The sequence below is a fragment of the Sinomicrobium oceani genome, from assembly GCF_900119185.1.
Classification (GTDB): Bacteria; Bacteroidota; Bacteroidia; order Flavobacteriales; family Flavobacteriaceae; genus Sinomicrobium; species Sinomicrobium oceani.
On the sequence record NZ_FPJE01000013.1, the window covers coordinates 25,964 to 52,075 of the forward strand.

General features: G+C 45.1%; 23 protein-coding genes. 6 read left to right on the forward strand and 17 right to left on the reverse strand.

Features of this window, described 5'->3' with window-relative positions; translation table 11 throughout:
• The first annotated feature begins 24 nt into the window (after positions 1-24).
• Positions 25-1,608 (forward strand): phosphoenolpyruvate carboxykinase (ATP), encoded by a 1,584-nt coding sequence (pckA, locus tag BT112_RS12505; RefSeq protein ID WP_072317728.1) that lies wholly within the window; start codon positions 25-27, stop codon positions 1,606-1,608.
• Between the two features lie 98 nt (positions 1,609-1,706).
• Here pckA and dnaK read toward each other — a convergent pair whose 3' ends face one another.
• Complete coding sequence (dnaK, locus tag BT112_RS12510) at positions 1,707-3,626, reverse strand: molecular chaperone DnaK (protein WP_072317729.1); 1,920 nt, start codon at positions 3,624-3,626, stop codon at positions 1,707-1,709.
• Between the two features lie 439 nt (positions 3,627-4,065).
• Between dnaK and BT112_RS12520 the strand changes: the two genes are divergently transcribed.
• The gene (locus BT112_RS12520) at positions 4,066-5,490 is read left to right on the forward strand and encodes an L-serine ammonia-lyase (RefSeq protein WP_072317731.1); all 1,425 of its coding nucleotides are present in this window, start codon (positions 4,066-4,068) and stop codon (positions 5,488-5,490) included.
• A gap of 4 nt (positions 5,491-5,494) precedes the next feature.
• Here BT112_RS12520 and BT112_RS12525 read toward each other — a convergent pair whose 3' ends face one another.
• Complete coding sequence (locus BT112_RS12525) at positions 5,495-6,976, reverse strand: TPM domain-containing protein (RefSeq protein WP_072317732.1); 1,482 nt, start codon at positions 6,974-6,976, stop codon at positions 5,495-5,497.
• 330 nt (positions 6,977-7,306) lie between these two features.
• Between BT112_RS12525 and panB the strand changes: the two genes are divergently transcribed.
• Entirely contained in the window at positions 7,307-8,125 is an 819-nt protein-coding gene (panB, locus tag BT112_RS12530; protein WP_072317733.1) for a 3-methyl-2-oxobutanoate hydroxymethyltransferase, read from the forward strand.
• A 72-nt stretch (positions 8,126-8,197) separates the two neighbouring features.
• Positions 8,198-8,899: an RluA family pseudouridine synthase gene (locus BT112_RS12535; protein ID WP_072317734.1), complete on the forward strand. Its 702-nt coding sequence runs from the start codon at positions 8,198-8,200 to the stop codon at positions 8,897-8,899.
• A 158-nt stretch (positions 8,900-9,057) separates the two neighbouring features.
• On the opposite strand, the gene BT112_RS12540 is transcribed toward BT112_RS12535, so the two are convergent.
• The 5 genes from BT112_RS12540 to BT112_RS12560 form a co-directional block, all read right to left on the reverse strand.
• The gene (locus tag BT112_RS12540) at positions 9,058-9,771 is read right to left on the reverse strand and encodes a response regulator transcription factor (RefSeq protein ID WP_072317735.1); all 714 of its coding nucleotides are present in this window, start codon (positions 9,769-9,771) and stop codon (positions 9,058-9,060) included.
• Between the two features lie 5 nt (positions 9,772-9,776).
• Positions 9,777-11,348, reverse strand: coding sequence for a sensor histidine kinase (locus BT112_RS12545; RefSeq protein ID WP_072317736.1), 1,572 nt, complete (start codon positions 11,346-11,348; stop codon positions 9,777-9,779).
• 72 nt (positions 11,349-11,420) lie between these two features.
• Positions 11,421-12,008, reverse strand: a complete 588-nt coding sequence (coaE, locus tag BT112_RS12550; protein WP_072317737.1) for a dephospho-CoA kinase — start codon at positions 12,006-12,008, stop codon at positions 11,421-11,423.
• A gap of 110 nt (positions 12,009-12,118) precedes the next feature.
• Entirely contained in the window at positions 12,119-13,093 is a 975-nt protein-coding gene (locus BT112_RS12555) for a YbbR-like domain-containing protein (RefSeq protein ID WP_139276184.1), read from the reverse strand.
• Positions 13,094-13,101: 8 nt separating this feature from the next.
• A complete protein-coding gene (locus tag BT112_RS12560; RefSeq protein ID WP_072317837.1) occupies positions 13,102-14,103 on the reverse strand; it encodes a glycosyltransferase family 2 protein in 1,002 nt (333 codons plus the stop codon).
• 195 nt (positions 14,104-14,298) lie between these two features.
• Between BT112_RS12560 and BT112_RS12565 the strand changes: the two genes are divergently transcribed.
• Positions 14,299-14,757 (forward strand): COG2426 family protein, encoded by a 459-nt coding sequence (locus BT112_RS12565; RefSeq protein ID WP_072317739.1) that lies wholly within the window; start codon positions 14,299-14,301, stop codon positions 14,755-14,757.
• Positions 14,758-14,813: 56 nt separating this feature from the next.
• On the opposite strand, the gene BT112_RS12570 is transcribed toward BT112_RS12565, so the two are convergent.
• From BT112_RS12570 to BT112_RS12610, 8 genes are all read right to left on the reverse strand, one after another.
• Positions 14,814-16,046, reverse strand: coding sequence for a cation:proton antiporter (locus BT112_RS12570; protein ID WP_245777038.1), 1,233 nt, complete (start codon positions 16,044-16,046; stop codon positions 14,814-14,816).
• A 196-nt stretch (positions 16,047-16,242) separates the two neighbouring features.
• On the reverse strand, positions 16,243-17,061 hold the full coding sequence (locus BT112_RS12575; RefSeq protein ID WP_072317740.1) for a universal stress protein: 819 nt from the start codon (positions 17,059-17,061) through the stop codon (positions 16,243-16,245).
• 320 nt (positions 17,062-17,381) lie between these two features.
• A complete protein-coding gene (locus BT112_RS12580; RefSeq protein ID WP_072317741.1) occupies positions 17,382-18,008 on the reverse strand; it encodes a class I SAM-dependent methyltransferase in 627 nt (208 codons plus the stop codon).
• A gap of 42 nt (positions 18,009-18,050) precedes the next feature.
• Positions 18,051-19,175, reverse strand: a complete 1,125-nt coding sequence (locus BT112_RS12585; RefSeq protein ID WP_072317742.1) for a hypothetical protein — start codon at positions 19,173-19,175, stop codon at positions 18,051-18,053.
• A gap of 233 nt (positions 19,176-19,408) precedes the next feature.
• Positions 19,409-20,776 (reverse strand): NAD-dependent succinate-semialdehyde dehydrogenase, encoded by a 1,368-nt coding sequence (locus BT112_RS12590; protein WP_072317743.1) that lies wholly within the window; start codon positions 20,774-20,776, stop codon positions 19,409-19,411.
• 9 nt (positions 20,777-20,785) lie between these two features.
• Positions 20,786-22,444, reverse strand: coding sequence for an acetolactate synthase large subunit (locus BT112_RS12595; RefSeq protein WP_072317744.1), 1,659 nt, complete (start codon positions 22,442-22,444; stop codon positions 20,786-20,788).
• Positions 22,445-22,945: 501 nt separating this feature from the next.
• On the reverse strand, positions 22,946-23,269 hold the full coding sequence (locus tag BT112_RS12605; RefSeq protein WP_072317746.1) for a hypothetical protein: 324 nt from the start codon (positions 23,267-23,269) through the stop codon (positions 22,946-22,948).
• Positions 23,270-23,289: 20 nt separating this feature from the next.
• On the reverse strand, positions 23,290-24,084 hold the full coding sequence (locus BT112_RS12610) for an SDR family oxidoreductase (protein WP_072317747.1): 795 nt from the start codon (positions 24,082-24,084) through the stop codon (positions 23,290-23,292).
• Positions 24,085-24,205: 121 nt separating this feature from the next.
• On the opposite strand from BT112_RS12610, the gene BT112_RS12615 reads away from it, so the two are divergent.
• A complete protein-coding gene (locus BT112_RS12615; protein WP_072317748.1) occupies positions 24,206-24,574 on the forward strand; it encodes a winged helix-turn-helix transcriptional regulator in 369 nt (122 codons plus the stop codon).
• 72 nt (positions 24,575-24,646) lie between these two features.
• Here the strand turns inward: BT112_RS12615 and BT112_RS12620 are convergent, their stop codons facing one another.
• Both BT112_RS12620 and BT112_RS12625 read right to left on the reverse strand, forming a co-directional pair.
• Positions 24,647-25,663: an LLM class flavin-dependent oxidoreductase gene (locus BT112_RS12620; RefSeq protein WP_072317749.1), complete on the reverse strand. Its 1,017-nt coding sequence runs from the start codon at positions 25,661-25,663 to the stop codon at positions 24,647-24,649.
• A 37-nt stretch (positions 25,664-25,700) separates the two neighbouring features.
• On the reverse strand, positions 25,701-26,000 hold the full coding sequence (locus BT112_RS12625) for an ArsR/SmtB family transcription factor (RefSeq protein WP_245777039.1): 300 nt from the start codon (positions 25,998-26,000) through the stop codon (positions 25,701-25,703).
• Positions 26,001-26,112 lie beyond the last annotated feature (112 nt).

A 26,112-nucleotide genomic window follows, 5' to 3' on the forward strand; every position in this document is an offset into this window, starting at 1 on the left:
CACGTATTCAACACTACTAAAAACATGTTTATGAAACACGCTAATTTTCCAAAAGTCAAAAAAGCCTATCGGAATCTTCCGGTACCAGAACTGGTGGAACGTTCTGTGATTCTCGGCGAAGGCCAGCTTACGGATACCGGGGCACTGATGTGCACTACCGGAGCATTCACAGGAAGGTCTCCGAAGGATCGTTATATCGTTAAAGACCCTATTACGGAGCGTACGGTATGGTGGGGAGACATCAATATTCCCTTTGAAGCGGATAAATTTGACCGCTTATATCAAAAAATGCTGAAATACCTGGAAGACAAAGAAGTCTATGTACGTGATGTTTTTGCAGGTGCGGATCCCCGGTATACCATGAAGGTAACGGTGATCAACACGGTCGTCTGGCACAATATGTTCTGTCATAACATGTTCATTCGCCCGGAAGCGGAGGAATTAATCGCTTTCGAACCTGATTTTACCGTGATATGTTGCCCCGGATTTCATGCTGATCCCGCTTCTGACGGAACGCGGAAAGCGAATTTCTCGATCATCAACATGGAAAAAAAGATTATTCTTATCGGCGGCACCGGATACTCCGGGGAGATGAAAAAGGGTATATTTTCCGCGCTTAATTTTTTACTTCCCGTAGTCGATAATGTACTTCCCATGCACTGCTCTGCAAATATGGGAAAGGACGGCGATACCGCCATCTTTTTCGGACTTTCCGGTACGGGAAAAACAACGCTCTCAACCGATCCCAAAAGATTCCTGATCGGTGATGACGAACACGGATGGACCGAAGATAATGTCTTCAATTTCGAAGGGGGCTGTTATGCTAAGACCGTAGGGCTCTCGTACGAAAAGGAACCGGACATATACAATGCCATTACATTCGGGGCAATTCTCGAAAACACCGCTTTTTTACCCGGAGGGCGGGAAGTAGACTACAACGATATTTCCATAACCGAAAATACCAGGGTCTCCTACCCTATTACACATATCAGGAATATCCGGAAACCATCCGTAGGAACGATCCCCGAAAATATCTTTTTCCTCACCTGTGATGCTTTCGGAATTATTCCTCCCATACAAAAACTTTCCAAGGCCCAGGCCATGTATCATTTCATCTCGGGTTATACCTCTAAAGTAGCGGGTACGGAAGAAGGGATTACGGAACCTACGCCCGCTTTTTCAGCCTGCTTCGGGGCTCCGTTCATGCCATTACACCCCGCGGAATACGCCAGGTTACTGGGAGATAAGATAGAAAAACACCAGACGAGGGTGTGGCTCGTCAATACCGGATGGACCGGTGGCCCGTACGGTATCGGCTCCAGGATAAAACTGAAATATACCCGTGCGATGATCGATGCAGCATTGTCCGGCGCACTGGATGATGTAAATTACCGTCCGCACAGTGTCTTTAACAGTCTGATACCGGAAAGCTGTCCGGGGGTTCCGGATAAAGTACTCAGCCCGAGACAAACCTGGAACGATGATAAAGCATTTTATGAAACCGCCAATAAACTGGTTCACAAATTCCATCATAATTTCAAAACTTTCGAAGCCATAGCCGGAAAAGAAATATGCGAAGGAGGCCCGTTACTCAAATCGGGATATTAGCCGTATTTCCGGAAAGGCATTTGCCGTAATAAAACGAAAAAGCTGCCCGGTTTCCCCGGACAGCTTTTTTTATCTCAATCAAGGAATTATATATCCCTTTATTTTACTTCTTCGAAGTCTACATCCTGTACATCGTCGCCCTGCTGCTTATCTCCGTCTCCGGAAGCTGCTCCGGCGTCAGCTTCTGCTCCGGCCGCACCGTTTTGCTGCGCTTCGGCCTGGGCTTTATACATTTCTTCACTGGCGGTCTTCCAGGCTTCGTTTATTTTGGCAAGCGCAGGTTCTATCACTGCTACATCCTTGCTTTCATAAGCCTTTTTCAACTCTTCCAGGGCATCTTCGATCGGCTTTTTCTTATCGGCAGAAAGCTTATCCCCGAATTCTTTCAATTGCTTCTCAGTCTGGAAGATCATGGCATCCGCTTCGTTGAGCTTGTCTACCTTCTCTTTAGCAGCCTTATCCGCTTCCGCATTGGCTTCCGCCTCTTTCTTCATTTTTTCGATCTCTTCTTCGGTAAGACCCGAAGAAGCTTCGATACGGATATCCTGAGATTTTCCGGTGGCCTTATCCGTTGCAGAAACCTTGATGATACCGTTGGCATCGATATCGAATGTCACTTCGATCTGAGGTACTCCTCTCGGTGCGGGCGGAATCCCGTCGAGGTGGAAACGTCCTATGGTTTTGTTGTCATTGGCCATAGGTCTTTCTCCCTGAAGTACATGGATTTCTACGGAAGGCTGGTTATCAGCTGCCGTAGAGAATACCTGCGACTTCTTTGTCGGGATGGTCGTATTCGATTCTATAAGTTTGGTCAATACTCCACCCATAGTCTCGATACCGAGAGACAGCGGAGTTACATCCAGTAATAATACGTCTTTAACATCTCCGGTAAGTACACCACCCTGAATGGCAGCTCCGATAGCCACTACTTCATCGGGGTTTACACCTTTGGAAGGTTTCTTACCAAAGAACTTCTCTACCTCTTCCTGAATTTTAGGAATACGTGTAGAACCACCTACCAGGATTACTTCATCGATATCCGATTTGGATAATCCTGCATCTTTAAGTGCTTTTTCACAAGGCAGCATCGATCTTTTGACAAGCTCGTCCGCAAGTTGCTCAAACTTGGATCTTGTCAATGTTTTTACAAGGTGCTTGGGGCCTGAAGCCGTAGCAGTAATATAAGGCAGGTTGATCTCTGTCTGTGTAGAAGAAGACAATTCTATCTTGGCTTTTTCAGCAGCTTCCTTAAGCCGTTGCAATGCCATAGGATCTTTACGCAGATCTACGTTTTCTTCCTTGTTGAACTCCTCAGCCAGCCAGTCGATGATGACTTCGTCGAAGTCATCACCCCCGAGGTGAGTATCACCGTTGGTAGAAAGTACTTCGAAAACTCCGTCTCCGAGTTCCAGGACAGAAATATCGAATGTTCCCCCACCGAGGTCATAAACCGCGATCTTCTGGTCTTTGGTGGATTTATCCAATCCGTAAGCCAGGGCAGCCGCCGTGGGCTCGTTGATAATACGTTGTACTTTAAGACCTGCAATCTCACCGGCTTCTTTGGTAGCCTGTCGCTGAGAGTCGTTAAAGTATGCCGGAACGGTAACGACCGCTTCGGTCACTTCCTGCCCGAGGTAATCTTCGGCAGTTTTTTTCATTTTTTGCAGGATCATCGCAGATAATTCCTGTGGCGTATACAACCTTCCTTCTATATCAACACGCGGTGTATCGTTATCTCCTTTTACCACTTTATAAGGAACCCTTCCCGCTTCTTTGGAAGACTCGGAAAATTTATTCCCCATAAAACGCTTGATAGAATAAATGGTTTTATGCGGGTTGGTCACGGCCTGACGTTTGGCCGGATCACCTACTTTGATCTCTCCTCCTTCAACAAAAGCGATGACAGAAGGTGTTGTCCGCTTTCCTTCAGCATTAGGTATCACTACCGGTTCGTTACCTTCCATTACGGAAACGCAGGAGTTGGTAGTACCTAAGTCGATTCCAATAATTTTACTCATAATAGTGTGTTCTTATTTTTTTACTTGGCGTTTTTACTCGTTTGCTATTCCTTAAGTCAATCATTGTGCCAAAAGAATATCACCTCCTTTTTACTGCCATATTTAAAGTATTCCTGTCATTTTGACCGAAAACGATCGTAAAGTCCGCGGCAAAACTCCGGATGTACCCCTGTTTCCGGGGCATTATCCCTGCGATAATCCCCAAAAAGTATCAGCTTCGGCACCAGTTCGGTTTTAATTTTCAGGGTGCGGATATATCCTCCGAAAAACTCGCTTTTCCTCCTTCGGATTCTCAACTATTCGTTTATATTTGCTCTTGTGAAACTGTGTGTTATATAACACAGCCATGTTATTTAAATATATTTTATAACACGTATACTGTCTCCTTTGCCGGAAAAAAGCGGCATACGGACAGTTGTAGTAAGATGACCAGTATAGTATGGAGTGTATCAGTGTTTTTGACATGCTAAAAATAGGTATCGGACCATCAAGTTCGCATACGCTCGGTCCCTGGAGGGCCGCAGAACGATGGATTGCCGAACTGAAGGAAGAAGATTCCTTTAACGACATCACTGCTGTACATGCAGACCTTTACGGGTCATTGTCGCTTACCGGTAAGGGGCATGCCACGGATCTTGCCGTTGTTCTGGGACTCTCCGGTAAAGATCCTGAATACATCCCTATAGAAGAGATCCCGGAAGTGATCAGTGAAGTAAAATCATCCAAAAAGATACAATTCGGAGGGATCTATGCCGTAGATTTCGACATGAACAGCCACATTGTTTTTCACAAGGAATTTCTACCCTTTCATGCCAACGGTATGCGCTTTACTGCCACTTATACCAATGGAAAAACCTGTTCCGAGACCTTTTATTCCATAGGCGGAGGCTTTGTCGTAAAAGAGGAGCGTATCTCTGCAAAAGAAAACCGGAAAGCCTTTAAACAATTTCCCTTCCAGGTCGAAAACGGGGCACAATTACAGGAATATTGCAACCGTGAAAACAAGACCATCTGGGAAATCGTTCTCGAAAATGAAAAATCGCTTCGCGACGAAGAGACCATAGACCGGGAATTACTCCGGATATGGAATACCATGCTCGAATGTATGTACATCGGTTGTCATACCGAGGGGACACTCCCTGGCGGGCTGCAGGTAAGACGAAGGGCTTATGATTCTTATCAGAAGCTCAAAGGAACCTTACCTTATAATACACCCCGGGAGTGGCTTGAAACCATTCGGGATACGGAAGTAAAATTCCGTCAGATCCTGAAATGGGTCAGTTGTTTTGCACTAAGTGTCAATGAAGTCAATGCTTCTCTGGGCAGAGTAGTCACTGCCCCGACTAACGGCAGTGCCGGGGTTATCCCTGCAGTACTGATGTATTATATGGTCATAGAAAATCACGATGCGGATTTTGAGGATGTCAAGCGCTTTTTACTCGTCGCCGGAGAAATAGGCAGTATCTTCAAGAAAGGAGCCACCATATCGGCCGCTATGGGCGGATGTCAGGCCGAGATCGGCGTATCGTCTGCCATGGCTGCAGCCGGGCTTACGGCATTGTCAGGTGGTTCTACGGAACAAATCCTCATGGCCGCAGAGATCGCCATGGAACACCATCTCGGCCTCACCTGCGATCCTATCGGAGGACTGGTACAGGTACCCTGTATAGAACGTAATGCCATGGGAGCGATCAAAGCTATTAATGCTGCGGAGCTTGCCATGGACTCCGACCCCAAACATGCCAAGGTCCCGCTGGACAAAGTCGTCAATACCATGTGGGAAACTGCCAAGGATATGAACTCCAAATATAAAGAAACTTCGGAAGGCGGACTTGCCGTAGGAGTATTCCTCTCCGATTGTTAACGGACTACCAACGGCCTCCGGCACCGCCTCCGCTGCTGCTTCCTCCGCCAAAACTACCACTGCTGCTGCTTCCTCCGGAAAAGCTCCCTCCCCCTGAAGAAGAGGAAGAGCTTCTTTGCTTTTTCGGGATTTCCACAGTTCCCAGGGAAAGTGTGTAATTGCAATAGACACATTTACGGATACGCTCCCCTTTTCCACTGGCCTTATAGGTTGCCGGTTTGATCGTCTTAACCTCCGGCTGTTTGAAAGTATGATAATGACATTCCGGACATTCAGAAAAGTCTTTACCTCTTATCCCCTTCCAGCCTATACCCCTGACTTCTCCGGAAATTTGGTGTTTCCAGATTTCGTAACTCTTCGATAATGCCCATTCTTCCTTTAATTGCCCCGCATCCAGCAATGCCGTCTTTTTCTTTAACTTGTCGCGATCAAGACGCTCCCAGTTACCGGAATTATCCGGAGGCAGAAAACGCTCCTGCATGGATTTTTTTCGATTACGATACTTCAGTATACTTACCAGGGCAACAGGTGCAAACAGCAGCGGAACCACCATCCGGCGATGGTATTCTTTAAGGGCCTGCAGACGGTTTTTCTCATCCCGGAAGGATTTGATAACCTGTTGCGATCCTGTAAAGTACCGGAACGTTAATATAATACTTCCGGTAAGTGCCAGGTACCAGGGCAACAAATCGACACGCAGGAGTATATCGAGGTTCATTCCCGTAAAGAGCGATATAAAGATGCTGCCAAAGAACAATCCTATCACACAACCACATCCCCCGAGAATACTGGTTAAACCGACATTTCCCGATTTCCCCTTTAAACTCTTGCCCTTTAAAACTTTTCTCCTGAGCACAAAACTACTCCACCATACAAGACCAATAAAAACGACAAGGATTAATGCCGAATCCATAAAGATCATTTTATTCTTATGGAAAAAAGATTCTTTTCGTATTTCTGCCCTCAGCTCCCCGGCTTTGGCCGGATCAAGCAGGACTTCGCGTATCACACCGGCAGCTTCCAGCATTCCCCCGTCGTAATCCCCTGCTTTGAAATACGGTACCAGGTAGCGCTCTCCGATACGCCTCAATAACGCATCGGGGAGTACGCCTTCCATACCCGAACCGGTGATAAACCTGTAGGATCTGCGGTCCGTAGCTATAAAGAGCAAAAGCCCGTTGTCATTGTCTTTTTTTCCTATTCCCCATGCTTCGAAAAGTTCAAATGCAAAACCAAAATCATCTCCTCCCGAAAAATCGCGAATAACAACCATGGCAAACTCTGCACTTGTATGGTGCTCGATATCCGAAGCTATGGCATTCAGAGAATCGACAGTAGTGCCCCCCAGGATGTAATCCGGGTTACTTACAAAATACTCCTGTCCGTTCAATTTCGGATCGGGTATGTGCTCCACATGATATTGTGCACGGCTTTTGCTGCACAGCAACACCATGAAAACCGTAATAACAAAAAATCTTTTCATCATAAAATCCGGAAAGAATTATCCAAAACGTCACCAAAATAAACCGTGTTATCCCAAAACACCTAATTTTTTAAGAAAAAAAAGAGAAAAATACCGGTTTTCCGCGAGTAGGGTTAGTACAGCGATACAAGAATTCACCCGGTACCATCTTTAGGTTAACCGTACAATTTACTACTTTTACCATAACTTTACTTTGACGAGGCATGAATTCGGTGAAGACCATAACCTGCAGCCCCTGAAAACAAATTACAGCGTCTGCGGACTTTTCTGTTTGCAAATGGCCGTTGAAGTGTGATAGCTATTAAAATAAAAAACTAAAAAATACACTCCGATATGTCTGTTGCTAAAAAAGAATACAAGAGAATTACGGTAAAATCGCTCATAGAAATGAAAGAGCACGGGGAAAAAATAAGCATGCTAACAGCTTATGATTACTCCATGGCCAAAATTGTCGACAGTGCAGGGATCGATGTCATCCTTGTCGGTGACTCTGCCAGTAATGTCATGGCAGGACATGAAACCACACTGCCTATTACGCTCGACCAGATGATTTATCATGCTTCTTCGGTAATCCGGGGTGTAAAAAGAGCCCTCGTTACGGTAGACCTCCCGTTCGGAAGCTACCAGTCCGATCCCAAAGAAGCATTGCGGTCCGCGATCCGTATTATGAAAGAAAGCGGGGCCCACGCCATAAAACTCGAGGGCGGTAAGGAAATCAAGGAGTCCGTCAAAAAAATCCTGAATGCAGGAATTCCCGTTATGGGACATCTCGGTCTCACCCCGCAGTCTATTTATAAATTCGGGTCGTATACCGTACGCGCCAAACAAGAAGAGGAAGCGGCCAAACTGAAAGAAGACGCTATATTTCTCGAGAAAATGGGATGTTTTGCCATCGTATTGGAAAAGATCCCCGCCCAACTCGCCAGCGAAGTCGCAGAGAGCGTTTCTATCCCTATTATAGGTATAGGTGCCGGAAACGGTGTAGACGGGCAAGTCCTGGTCCTGCACGACCTGCTCGGAATGACTTACGAGTTCAGTCCGCGCTTCCTCCGCCGTTACATGAATCTCTATGAAGATATGTCCAACGCCATATCGCAATATGTGGATGATGTCAAAGACGGAGATTTTCCAAACGATAGCGAACAATATTAACAGCGTATAGAATACACGGGACGCGGACTGCTCTTATACAGGCAGTAGTCTGCGTCTCCCCTTTATTTAAACATGACGAAGTTACGTTCCGATAAAAACAACCTCAGGGTTCTTTTCGAAGACAACCATATCATCGCGATCAATAAACGTCCCGGTGATATTGTACAGGGCGATAAGACCGGCGATCAGCCCCTGAGTGAGGTTGTAAAAGAATACCTCAGGGAAAAGTATAACAAACCCGGAAATGTGTATCTGGGGGTCGTACACCGGCTCGACCGCCCGACAAGCGGTATCGTGATCTTTGCAAAAACCTCGAAAGCCCTTCCGAGGCTCAATAAGATGTTTGCCGATAAAGAAACACACAAAACGTATTGGGCCGTTGTGCAGAATGCACCGCCCGAGAATGAGGAAACCCTGGAACACTGGCTGGTTCGTAACCCGAAGCAGAACAGGTCTTATGCTCACCTCAAAGAGGTTCGTGATGCCAAGAGGGCTTCTTTGACCTATCGGATCCTGAAAAAACTGCAACGCTATTACCTGCTCGAAATAGATCTTCACACAGGCAGGCATCACCAGATCCGGTCACAGCTCTCGGCCATCGGATGTCCGATCAAAGGAGATTTGAAATACGGTTTTAACCGCAGTAATAAGGATGCCAGCATTCATCTCCATGCAAGAAAATTATCGTTTGTGCATCCGGTAAAAAAAGAAGAAATAACCATTGTCGCCCCCCCGCCTTCCGAGGATAACCTCTGGCAGGGTTGCTTGTCATAAGTCCCGGGTCGCGCTGTGCGCAAACCAGGACTTGGTATTGTACATTCCACCAAGGGACAAAGCATACATAAAAAAACCGGGCACCACGGTTTTCCCAAAAGAAATAACCGTCCTGTCCGGAGTTTTTTCTGTACTAAGGTTACGGAATGCCGACAGGCCTATTCCGCTTCACTTTTGATCACCAAACGGAAGCCTTCCCCGTGAATGTTGAGGATCTCCACATCTTCATCTCTTTTGAGGTATTTACGGAGCTTGGCTATATACACATCCATACTCCTGGAGGTAAAATAGTTATCATCTCTCCATATTTTGGTAAGGGCCAGTTCTCTTGGCATAAGATCGTTTTCGTGCAAGGCCAGAAGACGTAACAATTCATTCTCCTTGGGAGAAAGTTTTATGGGTTCTTCATCCCCGTACGTCAGGAATCTCAGTTTGGAATTCAGATGGAACTTGCCGATCTGAAATTCGAACTGGTTGCTGTCTGCCGAACCTGCAGTAGCTTTTCTTTGCAGAATGGCCTTGATCTTGAACAACAATACTTCGGAATCGAAGGGTTTGTTCAGATAGTCATCTGCTCCCGCCTTATACCCTTTCAGGACATCTTCCTTCATGGTTTTGGCGGTCAGAAATATGATAGGTATATGTTCGTTCTTTTCCCTGATTTCCTTAGCCAGTGTGAATCCGTCCTTATAGGGCATCATCACATCCAGGATGCAAAGATCGAAAGTTTCCTTACGGAATTTTTCGAACCCTTCCATTCCGTTTTTTGCTAAAACCACATCAAAATTGTTTAGCGCTAAATAATCTTTAAGAACAATCCCGAAATTGGGATCGTCTTCAACCAATAAGATCTTTTTATTTACTGCTTCCATAATCTTTATATTAAAGGTAACTTTATAAAAAAGGTACTTCCTTTATCTTTTTCACTTTCTACGTAAACCACTCCCTGGTGATCCTCCACAATATTTTTGACATAAGCAAGTCCAAGCCCGTGTCCTTTGACGTTATGGATATTACCTGTGTGCTCCCTATAGAATTTTTCGAATATTCTTTTCAGTACAGCCTTACTCATTCCCATACCCTGATCCTGTACTTTGATCACGATATTATTTTTTACATTTTCGGTATACACATCTATTTTGGGTGAATCGGGGGAATATTTAATAGCGTTGTCAAGCATATTGACCAGTACGTTGGTAAAGTGAAATTCATTGGCCAGTACCATACTTTGTTCTGCACTGAAATGGGTATTGACATAACCTCCCCGGTTCTCCACCATCAGCGAAACATGCGCTATGGCTTCCTCGATGAGATCGTGCATATCCAGGGCATCCTTGGATATTTCCAACTGGTTTTTTTCGAGTTTGGATATTCGTAAGACGTTTTCGACCTGGGCATGCATCCGTTTATTTTCGTCCCGGATCATCTGCAGATACTGTCTTACCTTCTCGGTATTGTCGAGTATCTTGGGATTTTGAATAGCATCGAGTGCCAGGTTTATAGTAGCTATGGGAGTTTTAAACTCGTGAGTCATGTTATTGATAAAATCCGTCTTGATCTCCGATATCTGCTTCTGACGGATCAGTTGATGAATGGCTCCGGAATAAGCTATGATAATAATAAGGGTGAAAATGATAGATAACAATGCCATTCCCATAATACTGGAAACGAGAAACTTCTTTTTCTGGGGGAAGGTCACCAACAGGTTAAAATCTGTTTTTCCTTCTTCATCCACTAAAATCGGAACTTTATACCTGGTACTCTCACTAAGCGCAAAATCGCGCGACCTTACTTTGGTAGCAAGACCGTTACCATACACTCCGTACTCGAAATGGAGATCGATCCCGGCTTCGGTGAGTTCCCGCTGTAACAACAATTGTATTTCCTGATCGGAAACCCTTTCACTGATTGGCTTTCGCTTGGCGTAATGTTGAAAATACGTCTCGAAATGGGCTTTGTCTATGGCCGACATCCCTCCTATTTTCTCAATACGTTCGGAGGGCGTATATGTTATTTTACCATCTAAATCTACTCCTTCTTTTACAATTATAGTCCTTCGTTTACTGTTAAAGTTTTTAATGGGAATAGAATCCGATTCACTATCAAAGAACGTAGAAGATATGCCGTAATCCTCTTCTAAAACACCGTGAGAATAGATGAAGGTTTCATTATTCTCTTCATCCTTATCTATAAAAAGTATTTGCCTGAGCTCTGCTTCCTTAAATTCTCCTATACTATCGATAAGTTGCAGGAACTTATTCGAATAATCCTCTATCTCCCTCTTCTCTATCTTGTCTGCGACCGACTTGAGGACCTGCATGACACTGTTGGAAAACTGCTCCTCCTTGTCATCTACGGCAGTCTTGATCCAGTATCCCTGTACAAAAATTATACCAATCAGGGATAAGCTCATTAAAGCCACCAACAGAACAAACAACTTCTTATTCATCAAAGCAAAATTAAGGGTTTAATGTGCAGTTTGTCTTAGCTTTAACCAAACCTTAACACAATTATTTTATATTTAACGAGAAGTCTTGTTATTTATTAAATACAAGTGTAAATCCCTTACTTGCCTCCTTGTTTCCTCCAAATCGGTATTCGTTATAATGTAATCGGAAAGGCTCTTTTTTTTGTCTTCGCTCCATTGGTTACTCATACGTTCCAGTACCGCTTCCCTGCTGACGCCATCGCGTTCCATCACTCTTTCAATCCGAACTTCGGAAGGCGCCGTTACCAATATAACGGCATCGCAATCCTTATCGGCACCGCTTTCGAACAAAATAGCGGCTTCTTTGATCACATAAGGACTCTTCTGCTGGCTGCTCCATTGCAGAAAATGTGCCCTTACGGCAGGATGAATTATAGTGTTGAGCATTTGCAATTTTTCTTTGTTTCGAAAAACGATACCCGCAATATACGCATTGTCAGGCCCCGACTCCGTGTATGCCCGGGTTCCGAAAACCTCTTCGATCTTCATCCTTATCTCGGATGTCCGCATCAGTTTCTTGGCTTCGGTATCGGCGATATATACCGGGATTCCCAATGCCGAAAACATGGAGGCTACGGTAGATTTTCCGCTTCCTATTCCTCCCGTTAACCCTATAATCATTACACGACTCGTATTATTCCCATTAATTTAACTTTTTTATCTCAACTAAACAAATAAAATAAGTCTTTTGTTTATTTATTTTTATAAAGTATCCGGAACCCCATTCGGGTTTACATTTCCGAAGCAGGTTGTTTTACCAGGATCTCCACCCCGTGTCTCGACAATTCGGTCTCTTTTACGGTTTCCGGCATTTCCGAAACCTTCAATGGCAGGTAATTCACAGAATCCGTAACGGCCCGGTAGTCGCAAATGACTTTAAAATCGGAAGGTTTTAATTTGCTGATATCCCGGAGCGCTCCGGTAAATTTAATTTCTATCTCGGAAGGAAATGTTTTGACCTCTTTATCTTCCGGAACATTAATTACGAAAACAGGTACCGTAAGTTTATTTTCCGAAAAGCGTTCGACCCTCGCCTTAATGATTACATTTTTATCTTTAAACTTGAGATGCCCGAACCCGGAAGGCACGTCGAGTGCCACAGCCGAATTGATATTTTCACTGACATTCTTCATTGTCAGCTTCACGGTAAACAGTGTATCGAGTTTATTAACCTCGACATCCGGCCCGAAAACCTCTACGTTTTCCGGTTCGACAGTCAGGCTGTCATAAATACGATAGTCTTTGGCAAAAGTAATATCGGTACGCGGTATCACGGTTATGGCTTTGGTAATATTTTCTCCGAGCGAAAAGAACAGGGTGTCTCCTGCAAACCGGCGGACTTCCACATCTTCGGGAAGGGACCCGGCAAGTTGTTTTCTCAGGTCTCCGGCAAGGAGATAATACGTATCCGATGTTTTTTTTCGCAGTGCCGAAAGGTCTATATCCACATTACGGCCAAAATATTTCATACTGAGCAGGCGCATACCTTTCGCGTTGATATCGACCTTGATATTCTTTGGCGGATCGACGAGTAATTTTTCCTGCGGAACACCACTGTATTCCGGCCGCAGCGAAACCGTACTGGTATAGCGATTGGGTAGTTTTATCAAAAACCACAGCAGGCAGGATACAAAGAAAAAAAACACAAACTGTGATGGTTTTCCTCCACGGATGCTATCGGGTATTTTCCACTTACCTGGTTTCACTGTTCTTGCTATTTAAAAAAGAGTTCCGGAAATGCTTCCTCAGGCTTGGCCTGCCCTACTTTGATACGCCACGTACTCTTTATAAAACCGTATCCATACCCTAAAAATTGTACAATGACGGCAAAAACAGCTAAAACCGCGACTTTCAAATTCCTGTTTTTATAAAAAGCATCCATAAACAATACGATAAAAAACAATAGGTACATCATTATAAATACGGGAATTCCCATACCCCATAACACTAAAGAAACGATAAGACCTGCTGTAAAAGCGGCCGGGAGCCAGTATATTATTTTTTCGGTTTGCGGATGCCAGTAATTGAGAATAGGCCGGGTCATCCCGAATTTATATACCTGTTTGTAAAATTTGGTCCATGAAATTCGTCTTTTGTGGTAGACGAAAGCATTTTGGAGCAGACGTGTATCGAACCCTACTCTCCACAAACGTATGGTGAGGTCCGGATCTTCCCCGGGATGTATTTTTCCGAATCCGCCGGTTTGTGCAAAGGCTTTCCGGGATATCCCCATATTAAAACTACGGGGTTGAAATTTACCTACAGCGTTTTTCTTTCCCCGAATTCCACCAGTAGTTATGGTAGCGGTCATTGCGTAATTTATGGCTTTCTGCAAATCGGTAAAAGACGGGTGTGCCGTATCCGGACCACCGAAACAATCGACATAGTTCGTGCGGAGTTCCCGATCTACTTCACCCAGATAATGTGGTGGCAAAATACAGTCGGAATCGAGGATAATAAAATAATTCCCTTCGGCCCTTTCCATGCCGTAATTCCGGGAATCACCCGGACCTGAATTTTTCTTGGAATAATAGGAAATATGCAACCTGTCGGAAAAAGTCTTAACCACTTCTTCGGAGGGCACTGTAGAACCATCCTCTACGATAACCACTTCAAAACAAGCGTTATAATCCATCATCGTCATGCTTTCCAGCAATTCCGAAATTTCCTCCGGCCTGTTGTAAACCGGAACGATAAAAGAAAAATTCAAATGCATCTGACAAATATATAACAAAAGCAGGTACAGCAAAGAAGTTCTCTGCATTTTGCAGAAGACCACACCATACTACGACCACTTCTTCATACCTGGCCGTATCCCCTGCCATTCCTTAAAAAATGTTAAATAGTATTTTAATCTATTTAGGAATAACAACCTCATATTTTTAATTCCTATTTTTGAAAAAAAAATACTGTGATAGCCGAAATACTGATAGCTGCTTTGTGGAGCATTTCTCCATTCGGGGAAGCCAAAGTCGGAATCCCGTACGCTGTTTTTAATCATGTGAATATCTATATATCGTTCCTGGTCTGTTTTGCGGCCAATATCCTTATATTTCCCGTAATGAGATATTTTCTCGATCATTTGAATCATTATCTTCTGAAATGGAAATTCTACAAAAGGACTGCCATCAAAGTCGCAAAACGGGTTAAGATCGGAGCAGGCACAAATGTGGCCCGGTTTGGCTTTTGGGGTATCCTGATCTTTGTGATGTTACCCGTTCCCGGCACCGGGGTATATGCAGGTACTATTGCTTCCTACTTGTTCCGTATGCCCTACCGGCAGGCCTTCCTGGCCAATGCCATAGGAATTTTTCTGTCCTGTGCCATTATCTGGGGAATGACCATAGCCACATACCACGGCACCCGGTAATATTCCGTTTGTATCTTGAGCAGGATATAAAAGCGAAAATCTGTAGTTTTTCCGGGTTACGGCTCATTCTTAAAAAATGCCGGGGCCAGAAAACCGTGAAGCAGTATCGAACAAAATACGATAAGAACAACGATGCTGTACAATTCATTCTTGAATGCTACGGGGCCATCCAGATATACAAAAGCCCAGGACAGGTAAAAAAGAGAACCTATACCGCGAATACCGAAAAAACTGATCGTAAAACGATCCTTAAAAGACATAGGAGTACCTGTAAGGGCTATCAAACCACAGAGCGGTCTTATGATAATGAGAATGCCCAGAGCTACCAGTACGGTCATCCAGGAGATTTCTTCGAATATTCCGTTGAGTACGGAACCGGCAAACAGCACGATCCACAACACCAGCAAAAGCCGCTCGATTTCATCGATAAAACTGTGCAGCTTTTTTTTATAACCGTCCTCAAGCCGGTATGAATTTCGCAGGGTCAGGCTCGTTACAAAAACTGCGAGAAAGCCATAACCATGTAGTAATTCGGTAACGCTGTATACGGCAATAGCAAGGGAAAAGGCCAATAACCCGTCCCACGTATTGATATTCCAGGTTTTCTTCAGATAGTGCTGTAGTTTGGTTACAGCGTAGCCTGTTACAAAACCGCAAACCACCCCGATAACCGTTTTCAGAAGGAGTTTATCGAGTATAAACTCCATCCATTCAAAACCTTCCGTTCCATCGTTCTGTATGAGCAAAACACCCAGATAGGTAAACGGAAAGGCAAGGCCGTCATTGATTCCCGCTTCGGAAGTCAGTGCAAATTCGGGCAGGTTCTTCTCACTTTTGTCTTTATCCACATACGTGTCTTTCAACTGAACTTCCGAGGCCAGTACAGGGTCGGTAGGCGCCATTACCGCCGCCAGAAGAACAGCAAATGGTATCGATAATGCAAAATATGTTATTCCGAGGAAAAAAATGGACAGCATGGTCAGGGGCATGGCCACAGCAACGAGGCGAAAGGGAATTTTCCAATGTTTCCGCGCATAAGCAATATCGATCTTGAAACCTGCTGTCATAATGGAAACCACTACGATGATCTCAGACAAAAACATAATCTCATCATCGTGCCAGAAGGGGGATGGCCATTCAAAAGGCACTCCTATGCCGTATATAACAACCCCAAATCCCAGCAGGAATATAGGGTAGCTGATCTTTATCTTTTTGGAGAGCGACGGAAGCCATGCCATCAATAGGACACAGATACTAATTGCTGCGAGAATTCCCAGTTGTTCTTTCAAATGACAGATTTAGGATGTTTTTGTTCTTATGCCCAAGATAGAAAATAAAAAACAATCTCAAAAGCCCGCTCCCCGACCAGCCCTCTTCCCGGGAAGGTGTATTCCCTAAAAAAACAAAACCCGGAACACCCCCAAATCTAAGGCGCAATGTCGTTTAGATCAGGAGTTCCGGGAATGGAACATAAAACATCTTTATCTATACTTCAACCGGCAGGGAGAGCAAGGGTACATGGCTTCCCGAAGCCATCATCCGCGTTTTGCTGCGGTGTACGAGAGACTTCCAGAAACCGTATTTATAAGGCACCATAATCAGTACGTCCGTTTTGGTTGATGCCATCTCTTCCCGAATCGCTTCAAGTATCTTCTTAGATTCTATATTTTTATAGTAATGTGTAATATCTTTCAGTTCGTCATCGATCATTGCCGTTGGCGGGGCAGCTTTTTGAAGTTCTTCTATCTTGTTGCTCACATGGAATACTTCCACAATGGCCGCAAAGTCGGAAGCAAAGGCATGTACCTTCTCAAAAACACTTTTCTGAACGCCTTTCACGATATCACAGGCAAACATCATATGATAAATACCTTTATACCGTGCTCCCTCCGGAATAGCAAGTATTGGGGTATTCAGGTGATGGATCGCCGTTGTTGTGGTATTTCCCATCAGGTCCTGCTCGACGGACTTTTCTGCCATTCCCATAACCAGCAGGTCTGCCCCGTACTGCCCGATACAGTATTTCACTTCTTCATAAAAATCGCCGGAAGCCAGATGCGTTTCCACTTCAACAGCATACGTGGCCTTTACATTGACTTTAAGCATATCCAGCTCTTTGTTTTTTGCCTCGATGAGCATTTGTATGGTATCGTCCGAAAGTCTTGCATTCAAGGCATGGATCGATATGTTATACAGGCTAAACAACACCAGTCTATAACTATGCTCAGCTGCCATTTTTGCAGCATATACCAGCGCATTTTCTGCTTCAACCGAGAAATCTGTGGCTACTACAATAGTTTTCATTTGTAATTTTTTAATTGTTCTTAAAGGTTTTTGATATGCCCTCTTTTACTGAGGCCATCCTAAATTGCTGAGACAAATATAGAACTGCCGGACGGGCAGGGACATGATATTTATCAGGATCACAAACTTTAAGAAACAAAAGAGAAGTTATGAAGACTATGTACCGTACAGCGCAGAAAGAGGTCTCCCGTAAGGACACCTATCTTAAACATAAAACGTAAATACCTTTGTTTGCGCCAGATATTTACACGTGAAGTACCGGCTTACCCAAAAACATACAATCGAATGATTTTAATTTTTTTAAATAAAAATCATCACCTTTATTTTTCACAAATAATAGTCCAGAATTTCTGGGAGGGTTTACCGGGTATGGGATTTTCTGGCTCGCTGATCTCCTGCATTCCGACCAGGCCGTAAGCGGTAAATTCTTTAGAAATCACAGCACTGTCATAGAAAAACAGTTCTACTCCATGATTGCTGCGAAACCTGTTTTCGGATAATAGTATTCCCTTTCCATAACGGGCATCGTTTACCGATAAAGTGACAAATACCATGATCCCCCCGGGTTGTAGCTGCTCATAACAATCGCGAATAAATTTTAGCCTGTCCTCATCGCTGAGCAGATGGACCAGAGCATAGCAGAAGATACCGTCATACATCTCCTCATCAAAAGGCATGTCGCTTACCGGGCCGTGAAACACGTTCACATCATGACCGCAATATTCACCGGCCATTGCTATGGCTGTCTTTGAGATCTCTATCCCGGTAACATCAAAACCCTGTTCTGTAAAAACCCTGGCGTTTCTGCCGTATCCGAATCCCGGAATAAGGATGTTTTTAAGGTCGTGCTCCCGGAAAAGTTTTACGATATTCTTAGTCACATCTGCCGGTTCTTCACCCCACATGGCCTTATTGTTCCGAAAACTCAATTCCCAAAATTCTGTCATACTCCTATTTTATAATGGCCTCTGATGAAAATGACGCCTTATTTAAAATTTAAATATCCGGATATATTTCAGCACTCCGTGTACTACAGACCGGGCTTTTTCATCAGTGGCCGGATAAGTATAATGAAGTTCGAGGTATTGGTGGTTTTTCAGATAGGTCACGGCCACTCCTTTAACCTGGTCTCTCTCCTGCTTTTCTTTGTAAAACACTTTAGTAAGCCCGTATGTATAACCGGACTGATCTTTTCGTTCTTCATTAAATACCGTTTCCTCTTTATCGGTATCTTTTCTGACCGTGTACAGCACCACTTTTCCTTCGGACGATTTGTATTCAAAAGAATAATCGCCGTCAAATGCTCCCTCTGAGGCCTTCAGCGGGGTGTCTTTTAATTTCAACTCCACTTCTTCCATTGCCGTCTTCGGGCTCAGGTAAATACCCCGGAAAGGATTTTTCCAGAAAGTTTCCTCGGTCCCCGTCCTTACAAGGTCCGTAACCGCAGCCTGCTCCCACTCCGGTATGTCCAGCTTCATTTTCGTATTTACTTCCTTGAGCTTATTCAATGCCCCGAGCGTATCACGATCCTGTAAGGGAACAGCAACCTCAAAGAGTAGTTTACCTCCCTGATAAAAACCTAAAAGATAACTTTTTCCCGAGGTATGTGCCCAGTACAATGCGGTCTTATATCTCTTGTGTCCGGCTTTTACGGCAGTTTCCTCAAGACTGGCATGATATGATGATAACACGGCATTGGAACCTCCGAACATCGGGTTTCCCGTTTCACTGTAGGAATCCCGTAAAAAAACCTCCTCGTCTTCGTATAATAATGCAGCGGTAACAAACAGGTCTCCCCATTTCGGGTCCTGGTACAATACCGTTTCTTCCTGGTATACCGGGGAGTTTTCGGTATAACTGGCGGGCAGCTCATCTACGGTATTATTGTATTTTCCTTTAAAGGGAAACACCTCATCGGCATTGGTAAAGACCATCCTGTTCGCATCGGTCTGCGCAAGCTCGTTAGAAAAAGGTGCGGTTCGTAACCACTGTTTTACGTTTTTCCCGGTGAGTGCGGCCGTCTGCTCATCCCAGGTAAATTCTCTTTCTTTTCCGGAACAGGCGAAAAGCAATAATGCTCCGATGATTCCGGGTATAAACCTCCGATATGACATGTTCATAGTACGTTAAACGTAATTAGTATACTGAGCTTTCAAAGTTAATATTTTACGATCAAATCATGTTACCGATTATCCGGTATATTCCTGACATATCAAACCCGGAAAAGTATCGGACTACAAACAGCTGAATACAGCTTTTACCGCTTTCCTCTCCGGGTTTGATTGTAACTCTCCATCCGTTATCCGCTGTTTCGGTCAGGGGCAGATACGGTTGGTATTTTCAGCGTTTACGCTATCCACACCGATTTTATATTGACAAATTCGCGAATCCCGTAACCGGAGAGCTCCCTGCCATAACCGCTGTTTTTGATTCCCCCGAAAGGCAATCTCGGGTCGGAAACCACGAGTTTATTGACAAAACTACTTCCCGCTTCGAGTTGCAATGCTATTTTTTCACCGCGTTCCCTGTTTCCTGTCATCACCCCGGAACCCAGACCAAATTGTGAGGTATTGGCCAGTTTTACGGCATGATCTTCATCATCGGCACGGATTACCGAAGCTACGGGACCAAAGAGCTCATTGTCAAACGCCTCCATTCCCGGTTCTACTTCGGCCAGAATTGTGGCCGGATAATAGGCGCCTTTCCCTTCGGGAACCGCTCCTCCTATAACGAGTCGCGCTCCCTGTGTTATACTTTTTTTCACCTGCTCATGTATTTCGTCTCTCAGATCCACTCTCGCCATCGGACCGTAATACGTGGATTCGTCCATAGGGTCTCCCATTTTTGCTGCCTTCATCTTTTTAGTGAAAAGATCGAGAAATTTATCATAAATGCCATTCAGAACCACAAAGCGTTTGGCCGCAATACAGGTCTGCCCGTTATTTTGCAACCTTCCGAAGGTAGCCAGGTCCGTAGCTTCTTCGAGATCGACATCGTCCAGGACGATGTAAGCATCACTCCCCCCGAGTTCCATAACGGTTTTTTTCAGGCTGGCTCCTGCAATGGAAGCCACGGAGCGCCCTGCGGGATCACTCCCGGTTAGGGTCACCGCCACTACGTCCGGGTGTTCAATAACTTCTTTTACATCTCCCGAGCTTACATTCAGATTGGTAAAGATCCCCTCGGGAAATCCGGCTTTGCGAAAGGCATCCTCCAGGGCAAAAGCGCATCCCTGTACATTCGAAGCATGCTTGAGTACCCCGGTATTTCCCGCCATAAGTGCAGGGGCCGCAAAACGTATCACCTGGTAAAAGGGAAAGTTCCAGGGCATCACCGCCAGGATTACACCCATAGGCTGAAAAGCCACATAGCTTTTCTCTGCTTCTGTTTCTACAGCTTCTTCACTCAGGAACCCTTCGGCATGTTCGGCATAGTAACGGCATATTTTAGCGCATTTCTCGATTTCTTTCCTGGACTGTTCTATGATTTTTCCCATTTCGCGTGTAGCCAGCCTGGCCAACGTTTCTTTATGGGTCTCAAACTCATCGGCCAGTTTGTTCATGAGTTCCGAGCGCTCTGCGAAGCTTGTCTTCTTCCAGGACCGGTATGCCTTTCCGGCCTGTTTTACCTTTTCGGAAGCCTCTGAGGCCGATATCCGATCGTATTCTTCTATTTTCTCTCCTGTTGCAGGATTAATGATTTTTGCACTTGCCATAATCGTTGTCTATTTTTTGAATTTGCTGGAATATTCTTTAATCAATACATTCAATATTTCGTGGTTCAGGGAATAATCCACTGCAAGGTCTATAAGCTGTATTCCCTTTCCGTTCAACGCCTCTTCCAGGTTTTCCTGAAATTCCTTTACCGAGGACGGGCGGTATCCTTTTCCTCCGAAACTTTCGGCATACTTTACAAAATCCGGATTTCTGTAATGGAGCCCAAATCTTGAGAACCCTTCATCCTGCTGCTTCCATTCGATCATTCCGTAGGCACTGTCATTGAGTACAATAACTACGAGATCCAGTTTCAGGCGCGCGGCGGTTTCGAGTTCCTGGGAATTCATCATAAATCCTCCGTCCCCGTTTATCGAAATCACTTTTTTATCCGGGTTCAGCTCTTTGGCCATCATAGCCGAAGGTAAACCAGCCCCCATTGTAGCAAGGGCATTATCGAGAATAAGGCTGTTTTGTATATAGGCGGGGTAATTCCGGGAAAACCATATTTTATACATCCCGTTATCCAGGGTAATAATTCCGTCATCGGGCAAAATGTTCCTTACAATTTTAACCACACGTTGCGGGAGTACCGGAAAACGATCGTCCTTTTCGTATTTGGCCAGGTGTTCGGATACATTCTCTTTGATCTTCAGGAAAAAATCCGGTTCCCAGCTCCTTGCAAAAGGTTCGAGGGCTTCGGTGAGTTGTAAGATGCTGTTAGCGATGTCCCCGATAACATTGAGTTGCGGGAAATAAACCTCATCGATCTCCGCAGGAAAAAAGTTGACATGGATAACTTTACGCCGGTCGCCCGCATGCATAAAAAAAGGAGGTTTCTCAATGGTATCATGGCCTACGTTGATAATCAGGTCGGACCCACTGATCGCCTCGTGAAGAAAATCGTAATCCGAAAGGGCCGCCGTACCCAGGTAAAGCGGGTGGCGTTCGTCTATGATTCCCTTGCCCATCTGGGTATTGAAAAACGGAATCCCGATCGTATCCACAAACCTGGTCAGGGCTATACTGGCCCTCTTCCTGTTGGCTCCTGCTCCTATAAGCAGGATCGGTTTTGTTGCGTTCTTCACCATTTTTACAGCCTCTGCTATCGTTTCTTTCCCTGCATAGGGCATTTTAAAATCAACGACATCAAAGAGGCGTGGATTTTCCACATCTTCCCTGGCAATATCCTCGGGCAATTCGATATGCACGGCGCCCGGACGCTCTTCCTGCGCCAAGCGAAAGGCTTCCCTGATCACCGAAGGAATATTGGAGCTATGGGTCACCTGCTTTGTAAATTTCGTAAGCGGGTGCATCATCTTAACGATGTCGAGGATCTGGAACTTTCCCTGTTTACTTTTTTTAATCGGTTTTTGCCCGGTAAGTATCACCAATGGCATGGCCCCCAATTGCGCATAGGCAGCCGGTGTTACCAGATTGGTGGCCCCGGGACCCAGCGTGGCGAGACAGACCCCGGGTTTACCGGTAAGGCGTCCGTACGTAGCGGCCATAAACCCGGCACCCTGCTCGTGACGGGTGAGGATAAATTTAATTTTCCCGGACTTCCGGACCGATTCGAGGAAATCGATGTTCTCTTCACCGGGGAGACCGAAAATATATTCGACACCTTCATTTTCCAGGGCTTTTACAAATACATCTGATGCTTTCATATGTTATAATTTACATAAACTTCCCATAAGTTCGATACCTTATTATGTTTCAGGATTACGTTGATAAAAGAGAAGTTTCTGACAAACTTTAAAGTTAATGATTTTTGAGCGAACTACCCAGGCCGGGCCGAAGGTTTCCGAAGCGATGCAAATCAGGCAGACAGATGGTTATACACCACATGTACAAAGTGTTTACAGACAATCGTCTATCCAAATAACTTATATCGCAACAGTGCCCCGCCCGCCATCAGCACTCTTTAAACGGCAACAGCATGTAAAAAGGAAGTAAAAAGAATGACCTCAGGCCGGCTTACCCGGAATAACTATACTGCCCGTGATCGCAGCCGGGCTGAAAAATCCGGGAGACTACTATTGAAGGGATACCCCCCGGATTTTATAAAACCTGACCTCAGCCCTGACGCCGCTGCCCTTACCGGCAGAAGAAAGGCAACAGCTCCCGGTAGATCACCGTTTCGAACCTTCCGGGTGTATATACTTTGGTCATAAGGTAATCTCCAACGAACTGATACGTTCGTTTTCGATGGCCAGCTTGTATGACAAGATCACAGGGCTGCCTTGAAAATTACCGGAAATTTCAGCTTTCAACACACTCACCGGTTCTCCCTGCTGAAAACTGACGGGTTTCATGACTACATTGTACTTTTCGCTGGCTTCGGCTATCCAGTTCCGGATGGCGGTTTGACCGGTATAAGTCTTTCCTTCATCGATCACAACAGCAGTCTCGGAAAAACATCCGGCATAAGATATACTGTCCTGACTGTTTTGTGCACTGACCAGGTTTTCGATAATTTCAGGGATTTGCATATTTCAGATGATATATATTATTAAATCGTAGGGATGGTTCCGCCATCTATGACAAATTCGGTTCCCGTCAGGTAATTGGCTTCCGGAGATACCAGAAAACCTACGAGCGCCGCTACTTCTTCCGGTTGTGCCGGCCGGCCTGCCGGTATTCCTCCGAGGGCTTTCATAATGCTTTCTTTTGCCTGTTCTATGGTCGTATCCGTGCTTTTGGCTATACGCTCCGCCATTCTTCCGGCGGAGTCGGTATATATCCATCCCGGAGAAACGGTCAGTACCCGTACGCCCTCGGGGGATACTTCATTGGAAAGGCTTTTACTGTAATTCAATAAACCGGCCTTGGCAGCAGCATAGGGCAATGTACTGTCGTACAAAGGCAACCGTGCCTGTATAGACGCTATGTGTATGATCACCCCGTTTTTACGGGCGATCATCTGCGGCAAAAACCCGCGATCCAGACGAACGGGGGCGAGTAAATTGGTCCGTAACGTATGCTCCCAGTCCTCATCCGTTAACACCCGATATCCTCCCCCGGGAGTCTCGGAACTTCCCATATTGTTCACAAGAATATCCAGCCTGCCAAATCTGGAGAGTACCTCTCCGACAACATAACGGGTACCCTCGGAAGTACTGAGATCTGCCGCAATAAAACACATAGTATCTATGGGTTGCTGCGGAGCATTCCTCGCCGTGATAATAACTGTTGCTCCTGCCTGCAAAAGTCTGCGGGCAACAGCACTCCCGGTCCCTTTTGTTCCCCCGGTTACCAAAGCTATCTTCCCGGATAACCCGGTATCGGGGTTCGATGATTGTTTCATGGTTATTGTTTTGAGCAAAATTGCGCAGTATCTCCCGTATAGTCAAGTACGGATCACCGAATACCATAGTGATAATTTTATCCCTGTTGATTATCCCGCGACATTGTTTTAATTTTGTGCTATGCACGAGAGAAAAATCCCCCTGAACCTGAATTGCGGCCTGGACCTCACGGGCGAAGTATTATACGGAAAGTGGAAAATACGGCTGCTTTGGTTTATTCATGAAGGTTACCGACGGCCAAGTGAGCTGCAACGGAAAATACCTAATGCCTCCAGAAGAGTGCTCACAGCCCAGTTGGGAGAATTGCGCGACCACGAACTTGTTGGCAGGAAAGTTCATCCTGTGGTTCCTCCGAAGACAGAATATTTCCTGACCGACCTGGGGCAAAGCCTGATCCCGGTTATTTCGGCACTTGGGCAGTGGGGCGATGAACACGAAGAAAAGCTACGCACCGCGATCTTAAAACGACAAAACACCCCGAAACCGTAAACTTCACCCCTCCCCGGTGAAAGCGATCTGCTATGCGGTTATGGAGTATATGCCGGTACCTTCTACCGGGGTTCAGCGTTCTTTATTGATTTCCTTCATGATCTCTCCGAATAGCGTGATGGATTTCAGCCGGGCATCGATATCAAACATATTGGAATTAATGATCAGCTCGTTTGCATGGGTTTCGTCCAGGAACTGCAGTACCTGCGCTTTTACGGATTCCTTACTTCCGATAAACGTATATTTGGTCATTTGCTCAACCCTCGGATGCTTCATTATGCTTCTTAGCTCCGTATCCATTTCCGTAGGTTCGTCTATATATTCCGTAGATGTCCCGGTAAGGATATTGATAACTAATCTCAAATGAGAGGTGTATAAGCTTTCCGCCTCACGGTCAGTATCCGCAATAAAAACATTAATACCGGCAATGACATAAGGTTTTTGCAGGGTTTCGGACGGCTGAAATTCATCCCGGTAGATTTGCAACGCACTGTGCAGTTGGGCAGTAGCAAAGTGACTTGCAAAAGCGTATGGCAATCCTTTCGCTGCTGCCAGGTGAGCACTGCTGGTACTGGAACCGAGAATAAAAATGGGTACATCCACCCCTTCGGCCTGGGTGACCCGCACTTTTGCCACCTTGTTTTCTATCGAAAAATAGGTCTGAATAGTTTCTATATCCGCCGGAAACGAATGCGATGCCTGTATAAACCCGGGTTTTATGGCGTATGCCGTGTCCTGATCCGTACCGGGAGCTCTTCCCAGCCCGAGATCGATACGGCCCGGAAATAAATTGCCCAGGGTACCGAATTGTTCTGCGATGATAAACGGCGAATGGTTGGGCAGCATAATCCCACCCGATCCCACACGCAGCGTGGAAGTAGCCTGTGCTATATGACCGATCAGGATCTGGGGTGCACTGCTTGCAATTGCCGGCATGTTGTGATGCTCCGCAAACCACATCCGCTTATACCCGGATGCCTCTGCCACCTGTGCAAGTGCCACGGCATTGTTATAGGTTTGATGAATCGTATTTCCTTTGGCTATGGTAGCCAGTTCCAATATCGAATAAGCTGTCTTCTTTGCATCCATATATTTATATATATCTATATTTTGTTTAAATAAAAAACTATAATTTCCGCAACGCTTCCAGATACTGTTCCATGACCTTCTTATTCAGGGAATAATAATAAAAACGTCCTTCTTTTTGCGGTTCTATCAATTCTGCTTCCACGAGTTTTTTAATGTGATGGCTTACGGAAGGCTGAGAAATGTTCAGCAACGATATGACCGTACTACATTCCAGCCTTTCTTCGCTGGACTGTATAGCGCTCAAAATCTTCAGACGATTGATGTCGCTAAGGGCTTTGGATATTTTCTCTATATTACGTAAGGTCAAAATCTGTACTGCATATATTGATACATGCAAATGTATGAATTTTTATTTACCCGGATTCAGAAAAACGCAAAGCAAAGAACCCTTTGATGACTTTTATAATGAATACTTCCGGCCCGAACAAAAACCGGAAAAATTTCCGGAA

Excerpts from the sequence above, each read along its gene's own strand:
- pckA (WP_072317728.1), top strand. The coding sequence starts at position 25 with ATGTTTATGAAACACGCTAATTTTCCAAAAGTCAAAAAAGCCTATCGG.
- dnaK (WP_072317729.1), bottom strand. The coding sequence starts at position 3,626 with ATGAGTAAAATTATTGGAATCGACTTAGGTACTACCAACTCCTGCGTT.
- BT112_RS12520 (WP_072317731.1), top strand. The coding sequence starts at position 4,066 with ATGGAGTGTATCAGTGTTTTTGACATGCTAAAAATAGGTATCGGACCA.
- BT112_RS12525 (WP_072317732.1), bottom strand. The coding sequence starts at position 6,976 with ATGATGAAAAGATTTTTTGTTATTACGGTTTTCATGGTGTTGCTGTGC.
- panB (WP_072317733.1), top strand. The coding sequence starts at position 7,307 with ATGTCTGTTGCTAAAAAAGAATACAAGAGAATTACGGTAAAATCGCTC.
- BT112_RS12535 (WP_072317734.1), top strand. The coding sequence starts at position 8,198 with ATGACGAAGTTACGTTCCGATAAAAACAACCTCAGGGTTCTTTTCGAA.
- BT112_RS12540 (WP_072317735.1), bottom strand. The coding sequence starts at position 9,771 with ATGGAAGCAGTAAATAAAAAGATCTTATTGGTTGAAGACGATCCCAAT.
- BT112_RS12545 (WP_072317736.1), bottom strand. The coding sequence starts at position 11,348 with ATGAATAAGAAGTTGTTTGTTCTGTTGGTGGCTTTAATGAGCTTATCC.
- coaE (WP_072317737.1), bottom strand. The coding sequence starts at position 12,008 with ATGATTATAGGGTTAACGGGAGGAATAGGAAGCGGAAAATCTACCGTA.
- BT112_RS12560 (WP_072317837.1), bottom strand. The coding sequence starts at position 14,103 with ATGCATTTGAATTTTTCTTTTATCGTTCCGGTTTACAACAGGCCGGAG.
- BT112_RS12575 (WP_072317740.1), bottom strand. The coding sequence starts at position 17,061 with ATGAAAACTATTGTAGTAGCCACAGATTTCTCGGTTGAAGCAGAAAAT.
- BT112_RS12580 (WP_072317741.1), bottom strand. The coding sequence starts at position 18,008 with ATGACAGAATTTTGGGAATTGAGTTTTCGGAACAATAAGGCCATGTGG.
- BT112_RS12585 (WP_072317742.1), bottom strand. The coding sequence starts at position 19,175 with ATGTCATATCGGAGGTTTATACCCGGAATCATCGGAGCATTATTGCTT.
- BT112_RS12590 (WP_072317743.1), bottom strand. The coding sequence starts at position 20,776 with ATGGCAAGTGCAAAAATCATTAATCCTGCAACAGGAGAGAAAATAGAA.
- BT112_RS12595 (WP_072317744.1), bottom strand. The coding sequence starts at position 22,444 with ATGAAAGCATCAGATGTATTTGTAAAAGCCCTGGAAAATGAAGGTGTC.
- BT112_RS12605 (WP_072317746.1), bottom strand. The coding sequence starts at position 23,269 with ATGCAAATCCCTGAAATTATCGAAAACCTGGTCAGTGCACAAAACAGT.
- BT112_RS12610 (WP_072317747.1), bottom strand. The coding sequence starts at position 24,084 with ATGAAACAATCATCGAACCCCGATACCGGGTTATCCGGGAAGATAGCT.
- BT112_RS12615 (WP_072317748.1), top strand. The coding sequence starts at position 24,206 with ATGCACGAGAGAAAAATCCCCCTGAACCTGAATTGCGGCCTGGACCTC.
- BT112_RS12620 (WP_072317749.1), bottom strand. The coding sequence starts at position 25,663 with ATGGATGCAAAGAAGACAGCTTATTCGATATTGGAACTGGCTACCATA.